The organism is Curtobacterium sp. PhB172, assembly GCF_003752545.1.
GTDB lineage: Bacteria > Actinomycetota > Actinomycetes > Actinomycetales > Microbacteriaceae > Curtobacterium.
In genome coordinates, this window is the sequence record NZ_RKIF01000009.1 from 288,421 (window position 1) to 302,229 (window position 13,809).

12 protein-coding genes are annotated in these 13,809 nt (G+C 72.1%); 5 read left to right on the top strand and 7 right to left on the bottom strand.

All coding sequences use genetic code 11. The annotated features are described in order from the left end of the window. Window positions 1-125: 125 nt before the first annotated feature. Window positions 126-2,681: a LuxR C-terminal-related transcriptional regulator gene (locus EDF42_RS13705; protein ID WP_123672709.1), complete on the bottom strand. Its 2,556-nt coding sequence runs from the start codon at window positions 2,679-2,681 to the stop codon at window positions 126-128. Between the two features lie 169 nt (window positions 2,682-2,850). On the opposite strand from EDF42_RS13705, the gene EDF42_RS13710 reads away from it, so the two are divergent. Continuing rightward, entirely contained in the window at window positions 2,851-3,804 is a 954-nt protein-coding gene (locus tag EDF42_RS13710; RefSeq protein WP_123672711.1) for a formylglycine-generating enzyme family protein, read from the top strand. Between the two features lie 8 nt (window positions 3,805-3,812). Here the strand turns inward: EDF42_RS13710 and EDF42_RS13715 are convergent, their stop codons facing one another. The 3 genes from EDF42_RS13715 to EDF42_RS13725 all read right to left on the bottom strand — a co-directional run bounded on the left by EDF42_RS13715 (window position 3,813) and on the right by EDF42_RS13725 (window position 8,852). Further along, window positions 3,813-5,477 (bottom strand): SulP family inorganic anion transporter, encoded by a 1,665-nt coding sequence (locus tag EDF42_RS13715; protein WP_123340464.1) that lies wholly within the window; start codon window positions 5,475-5,477, stop codon window positions 3,813-3,815. Between the two features lies 1 nt (window position 5,478). Then, complete coding sequence (locus tag EDF42_RS13720) at window positions 5,479-7,821, bottom strand: arylsulfatase (RefSeq protein WP_123340465.1); 2,343 nt, start codon at window positions 7,819-7,821, stop codon at window positions 5,479-5,481. A gap of 179 nt (window positions 7,822-8,000) precedes the next feature. Further along, window positions 8,001-8,852: a mechanosensitive ion channel family protein gene (locus EDF42_RS13725; RefSeq protein ID WP_148067792.1), complete on the bottom strand. Its 852-nt coding sequence runs from the start codon at window positions 8,850-8,852 to the stop codon at window positions 8,001-8,003. 149 nt (window positions 8,853-9,001) lie between these two features. Between EDF42_RS13725 and EDF42_RS19035 the strand changes: the two genes are divergently transcribed. Together EDF42_RS19035 and EDF42_RS13735 are read left to right on the top strand one after the other, a co-directional pair. Next, on the top strand, window positions 9,002-9,295 hold the full coding sequence (locus tag EDF42_RS19035) for a hypothetical protein (RefSeq protein WP_185040959.1): 294 nt from the start codon (window positions 9,002-9,004) through the stop codon (window positions 9,293-9,295). A gap of 150 nt (window positions 9,296-9,445) precedes the next feature. Next, complete coding sequence (locus tag EDF42_RS13735) at window positions 9,446-9,862, top strand: VOC family protein (protein ID WP_123672882.1); 417 nt, start codon at window positions 9,446-9,448, stop codon at window positions 9,860-9,862. Here EDF42_RS13735 and EDF42_RS13740 read toward each other — a convergent pair. Beyond that, entirely contained in the window at window positions 9,843-10,808 is a 966-nt protein-coding gene (locus tag EDF42_RS13740) for an isoprenylcysteine carboxylmethyltransferase family protein (RefSeq protein ID WP_123672715.1), read from the bottom strand. The genes EDF42_RS13735 and EDF42_RS13740 overlap by 20 nt on opposite strands. A 155-nt stretch (window positions 10,809-10,963) precedes the next feature. Beyond that, on the bottom strand, window positions 10,964-11,863 hold the full coding sequence (locus EDF42_RS13745) for an SDR family oxidoreductase (RefSeq protein ID WP_123672717.1): 900 nt from the start codon (window positions 11,861-11,863) through the stop codon (window positions 10,964-10,966). 108 nt (window positions 11,864-11,971) lie between these two features. Between EDF42_RS13745 and EDF42_RS13750 the strand changes: the two genes are divergently transcribed. Beyond that, complete coding sequence (locus EDF42_RS13750; protein WP_111085659.1) at window positions 11,972-12,310, top strand: DUF3140 domain-containing protein; 339 nt, start codon at window positions 11,972-11,974, stop codon at window positions 12,308-12,310. A gap of 161 nt (window positions 12,311-12,471) precedes the next feature. Next, the gene (locus tag EDF42_RS13755; RefSeq protein WP_123672719.1) at window positions 12,472-12,726 is read left to right on the top strand and encodes a Rho termination factor N-terminal domain-containing protein; all 255 of its coding nucleotides are present in this window, start codon (window positions 12,472-12,474) and stop codon (window positions 12,724-12,726) included. On the opposite strand, the gene EDF42_RS13760 is transcribed toward EDF42_RS13755, so the two are convergent. Then, window positions 12,720-13,718, bottom strand: coding sequence for an alpha/beta fold hydrolase (locus EDF42_RS13760; RefSeq protein WP_123672721.1), 999 nt, complete (start codon window positions 13,716-13,718; stop codon window positions 12,720-12,722). The two genes, EDF42_RS13755 and EDF42_RS13760, sit on opposite strands and share 7 nt — an antisense overlap. Window positions 13,719-13,809 lie beyond the last annotated feature (91 nt).

Genomic DNA, 13,809 nt, shown 5'->3' on the forward strand with positions numbered 1-13,809 from the left:
TCCCCTGATCCGGGTGAGGTCTCCGTCGTGTCCGCAGCACGCCGGAGGTCCGGCCCGAGCGCGCCGGGGCCGCCGAGAGCCCGCCGGGGCCGCCCGGAGCACGCCGAGTCCCCGGCCGGACCGCCTCAGAGCAGGCCGCGCCGACGAGCAGCCTGGACCGCCTCGGTGCGCCCCGCGGCGGAGAGCTTGCCGTAGATGCTCCGCAGGTGGGTCTTGATCGTGTTCACGCTGAGGTGGTGCTTCGCCGCGATCTCGGCGACGGTCTGGTGCGCCGGGAGCTCGAGCAACAGCTCCTGCTCCTTGGGGGTCAGCGGGACCGTGGCCTCCGGACGCTCCAGTCCGACGCCGATCCGCTCGTGCTCGGCCAGCGCGAGGACGTGGTCGGCGTACGGCTCGAGCGCCCCGTACGACCCGTGGTGCCGGAACACGAGCTGTGCGCCCGCACCCCGGCACGCGAGGAACTCGCGGGCGTAGCCGAACTCCTCGCTGACAGCGAGCGCGCGGCGGACCCGCTCGGCTGCCTCGGCGGGCCGACCGTGGGTGCACGCGTGCTCGGCGAGGGCGAGGTGGGCGTTCACGATGCTCGTGCCGGCCCACGCCGCGTCGTCGCCGTCGACCGCCGCGGCGAGGTCGCGCTCGACGAGGTGGTCGGTCCGTCCGCCGGCCAGCAGCCGGAGGGTGTTCACCTCGAGGGAGTCGGTGCCGAGGACGTCGGCGACGATGCGGCGGACCTCGGCCGCTGCGGGTGCGCCGTGGAGCGTGCTCGACCAGGCGTGCAGGCGCGTCGCGGCCCCGGCGACCACCCGCGGGTGGTCACGGCCGTCGAAGCGGACGAGCTGCACGAGGCGGGCGAGGGCCTCGCGCGGGGCGGGCGAGGCGTCGATCGCCGCGACGAGGAGCAGCGCGCGCACCTGGAAGAGCAGTCCGAGCTCGCTGCCGGTCGGGTCGGCCTGGTCGATGCGGTGCAACGAGGTGAACGAGACCGGTTCGCAGCGCAGGTAGGCGCGTGACGTCGCGAGCAGCAGGGCGCGGGCGGTCGCGCGGTTGTAGGGCGGCGCGGTGTCGAAGGGCAGTGCGCCCATCCGCGCCTCGTACTCAGAGGCCGTCCGCCAGTCGCCGGTGCGGACGGCGAGCGTCGCGGCGGTGTCGCAGGCGATGAGGAAGACCCACGAGAACCCGGCGTGCGCAGCGGCGGCCTGGATCGACCGGAGCAGTTGGTCGGCGTCGCGTCGACGGCCGGCGACGACGAGGCACCAGGCGACCGCGGCCCGGAGCAGCAGCGCGACGTCGAGCGACTCGACGGGCGTCTGCCGCAGGTACGCGCCGAGTTCCTGCAACCGCGCCGAGGCGTCGTCGGGGTCCTCGACGGTGAACGACCGGAGCGCCTCGACCACGGGCCGCCAGGCTCGTGCCTCGTCGGGTGTCGCGGCAGCGAGCTGCACGGCGGCCTGGGCGAACCGTTCCTCGGTGCCGATGCGGTCCGGGAACGACGGGGCGTCCATGCCGATGCGGATCGTGAGCGTGGCCAGTGAGTCCTGGCTCGTCGGGAGGGCGCGCAGTGCCGTCGCCACGATGGCCGCGCGGCCCTGCATGAGCAGGACACCGCCGGACCGCTCCAGCTGCCCGCGCACCGCCGACTGGTCGCGCGCGAGCAGTGCTTGTTCGAGGGCGAGGACGTGCAGGCCCCTGGACTCGTACCACCCGGCAGCCGCGACGTGGTTGCGCACCGCGCCGCACTCGTCGCGGCGACGGAACTCGGCGCGCATGAAGCCGGCGAGGATCGGGTGGAACCGGAAGCCGTCCTGGTCGGCACTCGTGGTCACGAGCACGTTCCGGGCGCTCAGCCGCTCCAGCACCGTGCCGACGTCGGCACGCCCGGTGAGTTCGACAGCGAGGGCGAGCGGGACCTCGGACCCGACGGCCGTCCGCATCAGGACGTCGCGGTGGTCGTCGTCCAGCGTGTCGAGGACCCGTGCCACCAGGTAGTCGGCGACCTGGTGCTGGTCGCCGCCGAAGTGGCGGACCGCTGCACCGCGGTCGGACTGCTCGAGCAGGTACGGCATCGCCAGCGCGAGCCCAGCAGCCCACCCCGCCGTCCGGTGGGTGAGCGTCTCGGCATCCTGGATCGGCAGCACCAGGTCGAAGCGGAGCGCGAGGGCCAGCGTGTCCTCGACGCTGAACGCGAGGTCCTGCGTCGGGACGACGAGCCGCCCGCCGGCCGCCTGCGTCACGGCGGCGAAGCCGCTCGGCTCGAAGCGTCCGGCGACGACGATGCGGGTCCGGGGACCGCACGCGCGCAGGAGTCGGATGAGCGGCGGGACCCCGAGCCCGCCGAGCAGACGGTCGACATCGTCGAGGAACAGCCACTGCTCGATGTCGTCGTGCACGGCCGGCGGCGGGTCCTCCTGCAGCAGTGTGTCCGCGTCGAGCCACCGCACGGCCACGTCGTCCGCCGCGAGGACCTCGGCCCAGGCTGCGAGCGCGGTGGACTTGCCGGCACCACCCGGCGCCCACATGGTGAGCAGGCGTCTGTCCGAACGGCGGAACCGTCGGAGGTGGTCGAGCAGCCGCGGTCGCTCCAACGCATCGGTGGGTGGGACCGTCGTGGTCGGATCCGACCCGACCGGCGTCCCCGTGCCGGTGCGCTGTCCGCTGCTCCTGGTCTGTTGGAAGGTGTACATGTGAGGCCTTTCCCTGAAAAGGCTTGCGTTGCTCACGATAGGTGCGGCGGGCGGTTGAGGCGAGGGATCGTCGTGCGCGTTCAGGACATTCACCCCATCCGGGTGAGGGCGTATCGCCTCATCCCCTCCGGGTGAGGCGGGTGCGGTCCCGACGCCGGAGGATCAGGTCATGCAGACCCTGCTCGATGCCGTCGACGTCGCGGGCGGTGCGTTCCTGATGGGTTCGGACCGCTACTACCCCGACGAGGGGCCGGTGCACGAACGCACGGTCGCCGCGTTCCGGATCGCCGCGCACCCCGTCACCAACGCCGAGTTCGCCGCCTTCGTGGCGGCGACCGGGTGGACGACCGAGGCCGAGCGGGCGCTCGACCCCGTGCAGTACCCCGACCTCGCGCGGGCCGACCGGGCTCCGGGGTCACTGGTGTTCGCGCCCACCACCGGACCGGTGGACCTCGGCGACTGGCGGGCCTGGTGGACCTGGTGTCCGGGTGCCGACTGGCGGCACCCGGCCGGGCCGACGTCGTCGGTGGACGGACTCGAGGAGCATCCGGTGGTCCAGGTCTCGCACGGCGATGCGGCGGCGTACGCGGCGTGGGTCGGTGGGCGACTGCCGAGCGAGGCCGAGTGGGAGTACGCGGCGCGCGCCGGCGGCGACCCGTCGTGGCCGTTCGCGTGGGGGAGGGAGGCGCACCCGGGCGGGCGGACGATGGCCAACACGTGGCACGGGGCGTTCCCGTACCGGAACACCGGAGCCGGCGGGTGGACGGGGACGTCGCCCGTGGGGTCGTTCCCCGCGAACGCGCTCGGTCTGGTGGACATGATCGGCAACGTGTGGGAGTGGACCGATTCGCGGTACACCGAGCGGCACGACCCGTCGACGACCCCGACGCCGCCGGCCGAGGCTCGGGCGACCGAGTCGTCCGCGCACTGCGGCTGCGGCCCGACGGACACCCATCACGACGCCGCCCCGGAGACGCCGTCGACCGTCACGCGGGTCCTCAAGGGCGGGTCGCACCTGTGCGCTCCGGAGTACTGCCTGCGGTACCGTCCGGCGGCTCGGTCGCCGCAGACCAGCGACTCCGCCGCCACCCACATCGGCTTCCGGGTGGTCTGGGACGGCTGATCCCGGCCTCACCCCGGGTCGGCAGCCGCAGCCTGAGCCGTCCGCGCGGCCATCGCGGCGTCGACCGTCGGCAGCACCCTGCCGTCGTCGACGAGCCCGCGGAACCACGCGGTCCGCGTCGCCGTCTCCGCAGCCGACCCGGGGAGGCCCACGAGCAGGAGCACGACGCCGCGTTGCGCGAGCTCGTGATCGAGGTCGGCGAGGCCGTCGAGGACGGTGACGGTCGCCTCGTGCATCCGCGACAGGTCGAGGACGACGGCGTCGGCCCCGTCCACGTCCTCGGCGAGCCGGAGGACGGCGTTCTCGTACGCCAGGACGTTCGCGGTGTACACGGCGCCTTCGATCCGTGCGCTGATCGTCGTGCCGACGACGGGGCCCGGGGCCAGCCGGACACGCTGCAGTTCGCGGAGGACCAGGAAGTACGTCCCGGCGACCCCGGCGACGACGGCTGCCAGCAGTCCGGCGGTCAGTCCGACCGCCGCGGTCACCACGGCGAGCCAGAAGTCGCGTCGGCTGATGCGGGCCAGCCTCCTGAGCGCGGCGACGTCGATGAGTCCGACGACGGCGGTGACGACGAGGGCGGCGAGGGTCGACGTCGGCATCAGGGCCAGGACCGGTCCGAGGACGAGCGCGACCAACACCGCGAGCGCGACGGTCACCAGGGTCGACACCTGGGTGCGTGCGCCGGCCCGCTGGTTGACCGCGCTCTGCGAGAACCCGCCGGCGGCCGGCAGCGTCTGGGTCAGGGACCCGGCGAGGTTCGCCGCGGCGGCCGCGAGCAGCTCGCGGTCGCTGTCGATCGGCGGCTCGCTCGGCTGTCGGATCCCACGCGCCACCGCTGCGGACTCGAGGAACGCCATCATCGCGATGCCGAGGGCACCGGGGAGCATCGCCGGCACGAGGGTCAGGTCGGGCAGCACGGGCACCGGGAGGCCGCTCGGGACGGGGTCGATCACCTCGACGCCGAGGTCGGTCAGGTGCAGGACGGCCGAGGCCGCGATGCCGCCGGCGACCACGACGAGCGGACCCGGCACCGCGGGCACGAAGCGGCGCAGCAGCAGGAGCACGGCGACCGAGGCGACGGACAGCACGACCGTCGGGCCGTGCGCACGGGGAAGCGCCTCGACGACCGCCACCACGGAGCGGATGAACCCCGTACCGGTCGGGTCGTCGGTGAGTCCGAGCAGCTTCGGCAGTTGCCCCACCGCGACGGTCGCGCCGACCCCGATCTGGACGCCGATCAGCGTCGACTTGTTGATGTTCTCGACGAGCGAGCCCAGGGTGAGCAGCCGGGCGACGACGAGGACGACGCCGACGAGCAGGGTGAGGGTCGACAGTGCGCGGAGCGCGTCGTCGGACGAGACCGCGACACCGGCGGAGACGAACGTCGTGGCGCTGAGCGTCGCGATCGTCGACGTCGTGGACACGCTCATCGCACGCGACCCGCCGAGCAGGGCGTAGACGGCCATCGGCGCCATGCACGTGTAGAGCCCGACCTGTGCCGGTAGCTCCGCGATGCTCGCGTAGGCCATGGCCTGGGGGACGACGACCGCGCCGGCGCTCAGGCCGGCCAGGACGTCGCGCCCGAGCCACCGGCGGTCGTACCCCCGGAGGGTGGGGGCGAACCACGTCCGGCTGCGCGCCGGTGCCGCCCCCACCTGCCGGGTCGCCATCTCAGTCGCGCGAGATCGCGGCGGCGAGGTGCGCCTCGAGGTCGACGTAGGCGTCGTCGGCGATGTCGAACACGACCTTGTGGATCGTGCCGTCGTGGAACTCGAACCGCTCGCCCGCGTAGGCCTGCGTGACCGCGTCGCCGCTGTCGTAGCCGATGCAGAGTCCCTCGCCGCAGAGCGAGAAGTGCCCGAGCACGGTCCTGATCGGCGTCTCGGCGACCTGCTCGTCGTCGATGAAGAGCGCGAGCGGTCCGGTGGCCTCGCGGTACTCCCCGGTTCCCTCCTTCGTGAAGGAGACCCCGACGAGGTGCCGCCCGGAGGTGGGAGCCGGGGTGGAGACGACGTTCTCCGGCGGGATGCCGAGGAAGTTGTAGACGTACGTCAGCTGCCCGTCCTTGACGAACAGGGCGTGACCGCCGAACCGCGATCCGTGCGCGAACAGGACCCCCTCGGTGTCCGGCGTGAAGTCGACGTCCGCGACGATCTTGTACGACACCCCGTGCACGTTCGCCGCAGACCGCTCCGGCACCTCGGTGGTACCCGGGTAGTACGTGTACTGCCCGCTCGGCGGGACGGGCACCTTGAACTCCATCGTGATGAAGGTCTCGAAATCCTTCGCGTTCCCGATGATCTGCAGGTCGTTCAGCGGCAGGACCTTGTTCGCTTCGGCTTCCTCGAACCAGCGCGCCACGAGCTCCTCGACCTTGTCCGGGTGGTCCGCAGCGAGGTCGTGCGCCTCGGACCGGTCGACGTCGGTGTGGAACAGCTGCCACCGGTCCCCGTCGAAACCACTCGTCCCCGCCATCGGCCCGTGTTCGGCGACGGCCTTCCAGCCCTCGTGCCAGATGCCGCGGTTGCCGAGCATCTCGTAGTACTGCGTGTGCTTCTCGGTCGGCGCCGCCGCCGCGTCGAAGCTGTACCGCATCGACACCCCGTCCAGCGGTGCCTGTTCAACCCCGGCGTACGTGTCCGGGAACGTCACGCCGCAGGCATCGAGGATCGTCGGCACGATGTCCGTCGAGTGGTGGTACTGGTTCCGGACCTCGCCGCGGGACGCGATGCCGGCTGGCCACGAGATCACCAGCGGGTCGCACACGCCGCCCTGGTAGGTGTAGCGCTTGAACATCCGGTACGGGGTCGAGAACGCCGTCGCCCACCCCGTCGGGTAGTGGTTGTACGTGTCCGGGCTGCCGAGCTCGTCGACCATCGTCAGGTTCTGCGCGAGGTCGTCCGGGTAACCGCCGAACACCTTGCCCTCGTTGACCGATCCGTTCGGGCTGCCCTCGCCGGAGGCGCCGTTGTCCGCGCAGTACAGGACGATGGTGTCGTCGAGCTGCCCGGACTCCTCGAGGTAGTCGACGATGCGGCCGACCTGCGCGTCGGTGTACTCCGAGAACCCGGCGTAGACCTCGGCCATCCGGCTGAACATCGCGCGTTCCTCGGCATTCAGCTCGTCCCAGGGGCGGACCAGGTCGGCCTCCGAGAACGTGCCGGGGGTCATCGGGTTGATCGCGGTCAGCTCGGTCCCCTCCGGCAGGATCCCGCGTTCGATCATCCGGGGGAGAACCCACTCGCGGTAGGCCTCGTACCCATCGTCGAACTGGCCCTTGTACTTGTCGATGTACTCCTGCGGGGCGTGGTGCGGCGCGTGGTTCGCTCCCGGGCAGAACCAGAGGTACCAGGGCTTGTCCGGCTCGGTCTGCTTCGTGTCGCGGATCATCTTCAGCGCCTGGTCGGCGAGGTCCTTGGACAGGTGGTAGCCGTCCTCGGGCAGCGACGGTTGGTCGATGTAGTGGTTGTCCTCGGCGAGCGAGGGGTACCAGTTGTTCGTCTCACCGCCGATGAAGCCGTAGAACCGGTCGTAGCCCTGCGCGAGCGGCCAGTTCTTCTTCGACGATCCGGCCGTCCACTCGTCGATCGGGACGTTGTGGTTCTTGCCGACCCAGAACGTGGACCACCCAGCGTCGCGGAGCACGTTCGCCATCGTCGCGTTCTCGGGCGGGATGTGGGAGTTGTAGCCGGGGAACCCGGTCGACGACTCCGAGATCGTGGCGAAGCCGTTCGCGTGGTGGTTCCGGCCGGTCAGGAACGTCGACCGCGTGGGGGAGCAGAGCGCCGTGGTGTGCCACTGCGAGTAGGTGAGGCCGTTCGCGGCGAGCCGATCCATCGTGGGCATCTGGATCCGGCCGCCGTACGGCGACCACGCTGCCTGCCCGGTGTCGTCGTAGAGCACGACGAGGACGTTCGGGGATCCCTTCGGCGCCTTCGACGGGATGAACGCGTCCCAGTCGGCGACGGAGTCGCGCACGTCGAGTTCGATCTTGCCGGAGAACTGCTTGGCCATGGTCCGCTCCTGTTCGTTGGTCTGTGCGACGAGCCTCACGGCCCGGCACGTCGACGTGCACGCCCGGAACGGGTGAGATCGCACGACCCCGCACGACCCCGCACGACCCCGCCTGACCCCGCACGGCCCCGCACGGCCCCACACGACCCCGCACGGCCCCGCACGACCCCGCAGAACCGTCAGTCCACGGCGTCCACGAGCGCGGTCAGGAACCGTGGTCCGTCCGACGACACCGAGCAGGTCAGGCCGGCGCTGCCGAGCGCCACCGCGACCGCGCGCACCACCGACGACCGGGCGGCCTCGCGGTCGTCGTACGCGGACCAGAACCGGATGGTGATGTCCGCCCAGGCCGGCGTGATCGTGTGCAGGAAGACCTCGGGATCCGTCGACGACACCGAGGACCCGGAGGACACCGAAGCCACCGAGGACACCGAGGCCACCGCGTCCAACAGCACCGGGCAGACCCGGTCGAGGTCCGGCGACCCGTGCAGCCGCGCCCGGACCTCGCTCCGGACCGCCCCCGACTCGCTGGCGTTCCAGAGCGGGTTCTCGAGCAGCATGGTGTTCGGGATCCGGATCGTCCTGCCGTCCGAGGTGGTGAGCAGGACGGCACGCCCCGTCAACTCGACGATGCGGCCGGCCACGCCCTCGACCTCGATCGAGTCGCCGATCCGTACCGGTCGTCGGGCCTGGATGACCAGACCCGCGCCGAAGTTCGCCGCGATCCCGCGCAGGGCCAGGAACGCGACCGCACTGATGATGATCACCGCGGCGAGCACTGGCTGCAACGGCGCTCCGAGCACGGTGAGGACGATGCCGATCGTGAGCAGGAGGATCGAGTAGCGCACGAGACGCGCCACGAGGTTCGTCCCGCTCGGTCCGAGCCCGCTCCACTTCGCCAGCGCCACGACGACGCCCCGTCGGGCCCACACGGACACGAACCACCCGACGACCAGGACGACGACGGCGAGGACCACGTCCCAGGCGCCGAAGGACGAGTTCTGCACCAGACCGTTCACGAACTCCTGCATGTCGCCTCCCAGCCGCAGCACGGTAGGCGAGCACGGTTGCTGCCCGGATCGCACCGACCGGGTGAGATCGCCGTCGTGCCGGCCGGCGGGCGATACCGCAAGGACCGCGCATCCACCAGTGCGTCCGTTGTCGAGCGGCCCTGCAGCGCTTGCGTTTCGGCTGTGCGACCCCGCACCGTCCCCCGAACCCAGGAGGCCGCACGGCCACGCCAGCCGTCCCCGTCCCCTCGACGTTCGCCCGACGCCTCCGCGAGGACGTCGCGCACGCCCGAGAGCACGTCCTGCTCACGGCCCTGCTCGGCGAGCACGACGTGGTCGTCGCGGCCGGCGCGGTCGTCACCAGGCGCCTGCTGGCGCACGGCGTCTACGCCGGCGTGCCGGCGAAGCGCATCCGTGACCTGGCCGGGGCGGACCCGGCCACGGACCGCAGAGCGACCGCCTGACTGCCTGGAGGCGCGGGGCGGCGCCGCCACGGGCCTCCCGTCCGCCTTCCGCAAGCGTCCCAGTGCCCCGCGCACTTCCGTGCACACCCGCCGTCTGCGACGATGGGCGCGCAGCGGGCGACGACGCCCGCCCGTCGTGAGGAGCCCACCATGTCCGTGCGTCTCAACCCGTACCTCGGCTTCCGCTCGGGGGCCCGCGAAGCCCTCGACTTCTACCACTCGGTGTTCCACGGCGAGCTCACGATCGGCACCTTCGGCGAAGCCGGCATGAGCCAGGACCCCGCCGATGCCGACAAGGTCATGCACGGGCAGCTCGAGGGCGAGAACGGCCTGCTGCTGATGGCATCGGACGCGCCGACGGGCATGGAGACGCCGTCGGAGAGCACGATCTCGTTGTCGCTCAGCGGCGACGACCACGAGGCCCTGACCCGCTACTGGAACGGACTCGCCGAGGGCGCGTCGATCATCGAACCGCTCACGACGGCCCCGTGGGGCGACACCTTCGGGATGCTCACCGACCGGTTCCGCGTCACGTGGCTCGTGAACATCACCGGCGCGGCGAGCTGAGGGAGACCGGGACCCCGCCGACGCTCGCCGCGATCGGCCACCGTGGCACCCAGCACCGGACACGGGCGGCGTAGCGGCGGAAGTCGTCGCCGAAGCGGGCCTCGAGGTCGGCCTCCTCGAGCGGCCGGACCACGCAGTTCCACACGATCGACCCGGCGAGCGCGTAGACGACGACCATCCACGAGCCGAGCAGCAGCCCGACGGCGACGCCCTGCGTGATGCCGGCGAGCGCCATCGGGTTGCGCACCGAGCGGTACGGGCCGGCGACGACCAACCGGTTCGCACTGGCGGACGGCAGCGGGGTGCCAGCGCCCTTGGTCGACATCGCCGCCGCCGACGCGATGCCGAGCGCGCTGGCGAGCACGAGGACGACGAGCCCGACCACCAGCAGCGCGGTCACGACCGGTCCGGGCAGTGCGGGGTGCAGCCGCCAGCGGTGCTCGGCGACGGCGATGGCCACGGGGAACACCCCGAGGAACAGCCCCCAGAAGACGACGATCTGCGCGGTCGTCGCGACCACGTGCCGTGACGTCGCGGCACCCGGGTCGGCCGTGCGGAACCGCAGCGGACCGGACGTCAACCACTCGGTCGGTACCCGGCCGAGCAGGACGACGGCGAGGGCCAGCACGGAGCCGACGGTCGCCGCGGTCATGACGACGACGCCCCAGCCGGCCTCGCCGGTGTCGGTCGCCCAGACGGCGAGTCCGGCGAGGACGAGCGCAGTCCACACGGTGGCGACGGTCGCCGCGATCCGCCCGACCGTGCCCGCGGAGACCGCTGCGAGCGCCGAGGCCACGACGAAGAGCGGGACGTCGAGGGCCGCGACGACCACCGGGTCCAGCGAGCCGAGCGTGAGCGTCCGGACGGCGGGGATGGTCGCGACGGTGATCCACCAGGCGGTGCCGCCGACGGCTTGCAGTGCGAAGTAGAGCCGGCCCCAGGACACGTCTGCACGCTAGCAGTGGGACGCGGCGGCGGCGGGCCCGGGGCGCTTCGTGAGCAGGAATGGTCGGGTGCTGCAAGCGAACCCGACCATTCCTGCTCACGATGTGCCGGAGATCAGTCCTCGCGGTTGATCCGCCCGTCGGCGCGCGGTGCAGGTCAGGGCGTGACCATGCCGCCGTTCACGTTGAGCGTCTCGCCGACGACGTAGCTCGACTCGTCCGACGCCAGGAACACGTAGGCCGGTGCGAGTTCGGCCGGCTGTCCGGCGCGGCCCATCGGCGACTCGCTGCTGCCGAACTCGGGCAGCGTCGACGGGTCGACGCCGCCGCTCGGCTGCAGGACCGTCCACGTCGGCCCGGGAGCGACGACGTTGACGCGGATGCCGCGCTCGACGAGCAGCTGCGACAGTCCCTTCGACAGGTTGTTGATCGCGCCCTTCGACGCCGCGTAGTCGAGGCGGTCGGGTGCCGGCTTGTACGCCTCCATGGACGCCGTCGTGGTGATCGTCGCGCCGGGCTCCAGGTGCGGGAGCGCCGCCTTGACGAGGCGGAACAGCCCGAAGACGTTCACGTCGAAGGTCGCCTCGAACTGGTCGTCGGTGATGTCGAGCACGTCCGGCTGCCAGCGCTGCTTGCCAGCGACGCTCACCAGGGCGTCGAGACCGCCGAGTCCGGCGACGGCCTGGTCGACGAGCTCCTGCGCGTACGCCTTGTCGCGCAGGTCGCCGGGGATCGCCACGGCGGTGCGTCCGGCGGCACGGATCTGTTCGAGGACGTGGTCGGCGTCGGACTGCTCCTCCGGCAGGTAGGCGATCGCGACGTCGGCGCCCTCGCGGGCGAACGCGATCGCGACGGCGCCGCCGATGCCGGAGTCACCGCCGGTGATCAGGGCCTTGCGGCCGGCGAGCCGGCCGGTGCCCCGGTAGCTCGTCTCGCCCAGGTCGGGGACCGGGTCCATGGCGGACTGGAGGCCCGGCTCGTCCTGCGTCTGCGGCTTCGGCGTGACGTCGGGGTAGCGGGTGCGCGGGTCACCGTGTTCGTACTGGTCGGTGGGCATGCGAGTTCCTTCCTGCTCGTGCCTCCACGGAACCCGTCCCGGCTGGACGGCGGCGGAGCGCCATCCGCCCTGCGCACCCGTCCAGGACGGCGGGGTTGCCTCGGGGGCATGAGTGACGACGACGACCAGCAGACCGAGCGCGACTTCGCCGACGCGGTGAACATGACCCCGTCGGAGCTCCGCGAGTGGCTCGACACCGACGAGTCGAAGCACGTCGGGCAGAAGCCCCCGGGCGGCGGCGAGTCCACCGGGCACGAGAGCGGGCGGCACGTCATCCGGATCCTCGAGAAGCACAAGGCGGACCGGACCGACGACGACCACGCCCACATGCGGAAGGTGGTCGGCTACGTCGCCCGGCACTCGGAACAGCGGCCGGACGGCGACGTGCACGACACCCCGTGGCGGTGGTCGTTGATGAACTGGGGCCACGACCCCGAGAAGCGCTGAGCCGCCGCAGGCGCGGAATGACGCCGGGCCGCCGCAGGCGCGGAATGACGCCGGGCCGCCGCAGGCGCGGAACGACGCCGGGCCGCCGTCGGCTCGGAACGACGCTGAGCCGCGCGCCGGCTCGGAACAACCCCGGGCCGGCGCGCGTACCGTGACGCACCATGCCGAACCAACTCAAGAAGCCGGACATGTACGAGGAGCTCCGCAAGGAGGGCAACTCGAAGGAGAAGGCCGCGCGGATCAGCAACGCCGCAGCGGCCCGCGGCGAGAAGGCCGTCGGGAAGAAGGGCGGCGAGTCCGGCTCCTACGACGACTGGACCGTCGCCGAACTCCGGAAGCGGGCGAAGGAGCTCGGCCTGACCGGGTACTCGTCGAAGCGCAAGGCCGAGCTCGTCGAGGCGCTCCGGGATCACTGACCGAGGTCGGCGACCGCGTCGATGCCCTCGGCGATCTCCGCCGCGTGCGTGTGGTGCAGGTAGTGCCCGCCGTCGAGCAGGACGACCTGGCCGTCGGTGACCGACGCCGCCTGCGCACGGTGCAGGCGCTCCCACCCCGGCACCTCCGGGTCGTCGCCCACGACGAACAGGCGGACCGGCAGATCGGCGGGGAACGCGAGGGCCCGGGCATGCCGGAAGTTCGCGCCGAGGTGCTCGTACTCGTCCAGGTACGTCGCGCGCATGCTGGTGCGGTGTGACAGCAGGCTCATCTGCTCCTTCTGCGCATCGGTGTAGGGCAGCCCTGCGTACGCGTCGCCGGACACGGCAGTGAGCACGCGGGCGAGTCCGGTGGCCTTCACGAAGCGGAACAGGCCAGACCCGACGGCTTCGTCGATGCCGGGCTGCGTCGGCACGCTGCTGTCGATGCCGACGAACGCCTGCACCTCGTCCGGGTACGTGTTCGTGTACTCGAGCGCGTAGATCCCGGCGACCGAGTGCCCCGCGAGCACGTACCGGTCGATGCCGAGCGTCGACAGCGCCTGGTGCACCTCGTCGACGATGTTCGCGCTGGTCCGGGGCCGGTCGGTGCCGTCGCTCAGGCCGTACCCGAGCGGCTCGACGACCACCACCCGGTGCGTGTCCTGCAACCGGTCGACGAGCGGGGTGAAGTCGATCACGGGGGATGCCGTGCCGAAGCCGGGCAGCAGCACGACGGTCGACGCCCCGGACCCGGTGACGGCGACGTTCACCCGGCCTCCGGTGACCGGGACGAGTTCGCCGTACGAGCGGATGTCGTCCCGTTCCGCCGCCGTCGCGATCGCGTCGTAGGTGGCCGTGCCGCCGAGCGTCAGGGCGCCGAGGCCGACGAGTCCGACGAGCGAGAACCCGATGATCCGGAGCGGGCGACGGCGTCGGCGTGCAGGGCGCACCGGGGTGCTGGTGGGGGTGGCCGTGGGGTGGTGCGTGTCCATGCCTGCACGCTAGGTCGGGCTCGGACCGCCGCACATCGGAGCACGGTACCGACGTGCCTCGCCCGCGTCGTACCGCGGGCTGACGTCGGGC

Excerpts from the sequence above, each read along its gene's own strand:
- EDF42_RS13705 (WP_123672709.1), bottom strand. The coding sequence starts at position 2,681 with ATGTACACCTTCCAACAGACCAGGAGCAGCGGACAGCGCACCGGCACG.
- EDF42_RS13710 (WP_123672711.1), top strand. The coding sequence starts at position 2,851 with ATGCAGACCCTGCTCGATGCCGTCGACGTCGCGGGCGGTGCGTTCCTG.
- EDF42_RS13715 (WP_123340464.1), bottom strand. The coding sequence starts at position 5,477 with ATGGCGACCCGGCAGGTGGGGGCGGCACCGGCGCGCAGCCGGACGTGG.
- EDF42_RS13720 (WP_123340465.1), bottom strand. The coding sequence starts at position 7,821 with ATGGCCAAGCAGTTCTCCGGCAAGATCGAACTCGACGTGCGCGACTCC.
- EDF42_RS13725 (WP_148067792.1), bottom strand. The coding sequence starts at position 8,852 with ATGCAGGAGTTCGTGAACGGTCTGGTGCAGAACTCGTCCTTCGGCGCC.
- EDF42_RS13735 (WP_123672882.1), top strand. The coding sequence starts at position 9,446 with ATGTCCGTGCGTCTCAACCCGTACCTCGGCTTCCGCTCGGGGGCCCGC.
- EDF42_RS13745 (WP_123672717.1), bottom strand. The coding sequence starts at position 11,863 with ATGCCCACCGACCAGTACGAACACGGTGACCCGCGCACCCGCTACCCC.
- EDF42_RS13750 (WP_111085659.1), top strand. The coding sequence starts at position 11,972 with ATGAGTGACGACGACGACCAGCAGACCGAGCGCGACTTCGCCGACGCG.
- EDF42_RS13755 (WP_123672719.1), top strand. The coding sequence starts at position 12,472 with ATGCCGAACCAACTCAAGAAGCCGGACATGTACGAGGAGCTCCGCAAG.
- EDF42_RS13760 (WP_123672721.1), bottom strand. The coding sequence starts at position 13,718 with ATGGACACGCACCACCCCACGGCCACCCCCACCAGCACCCCGGTGCGC.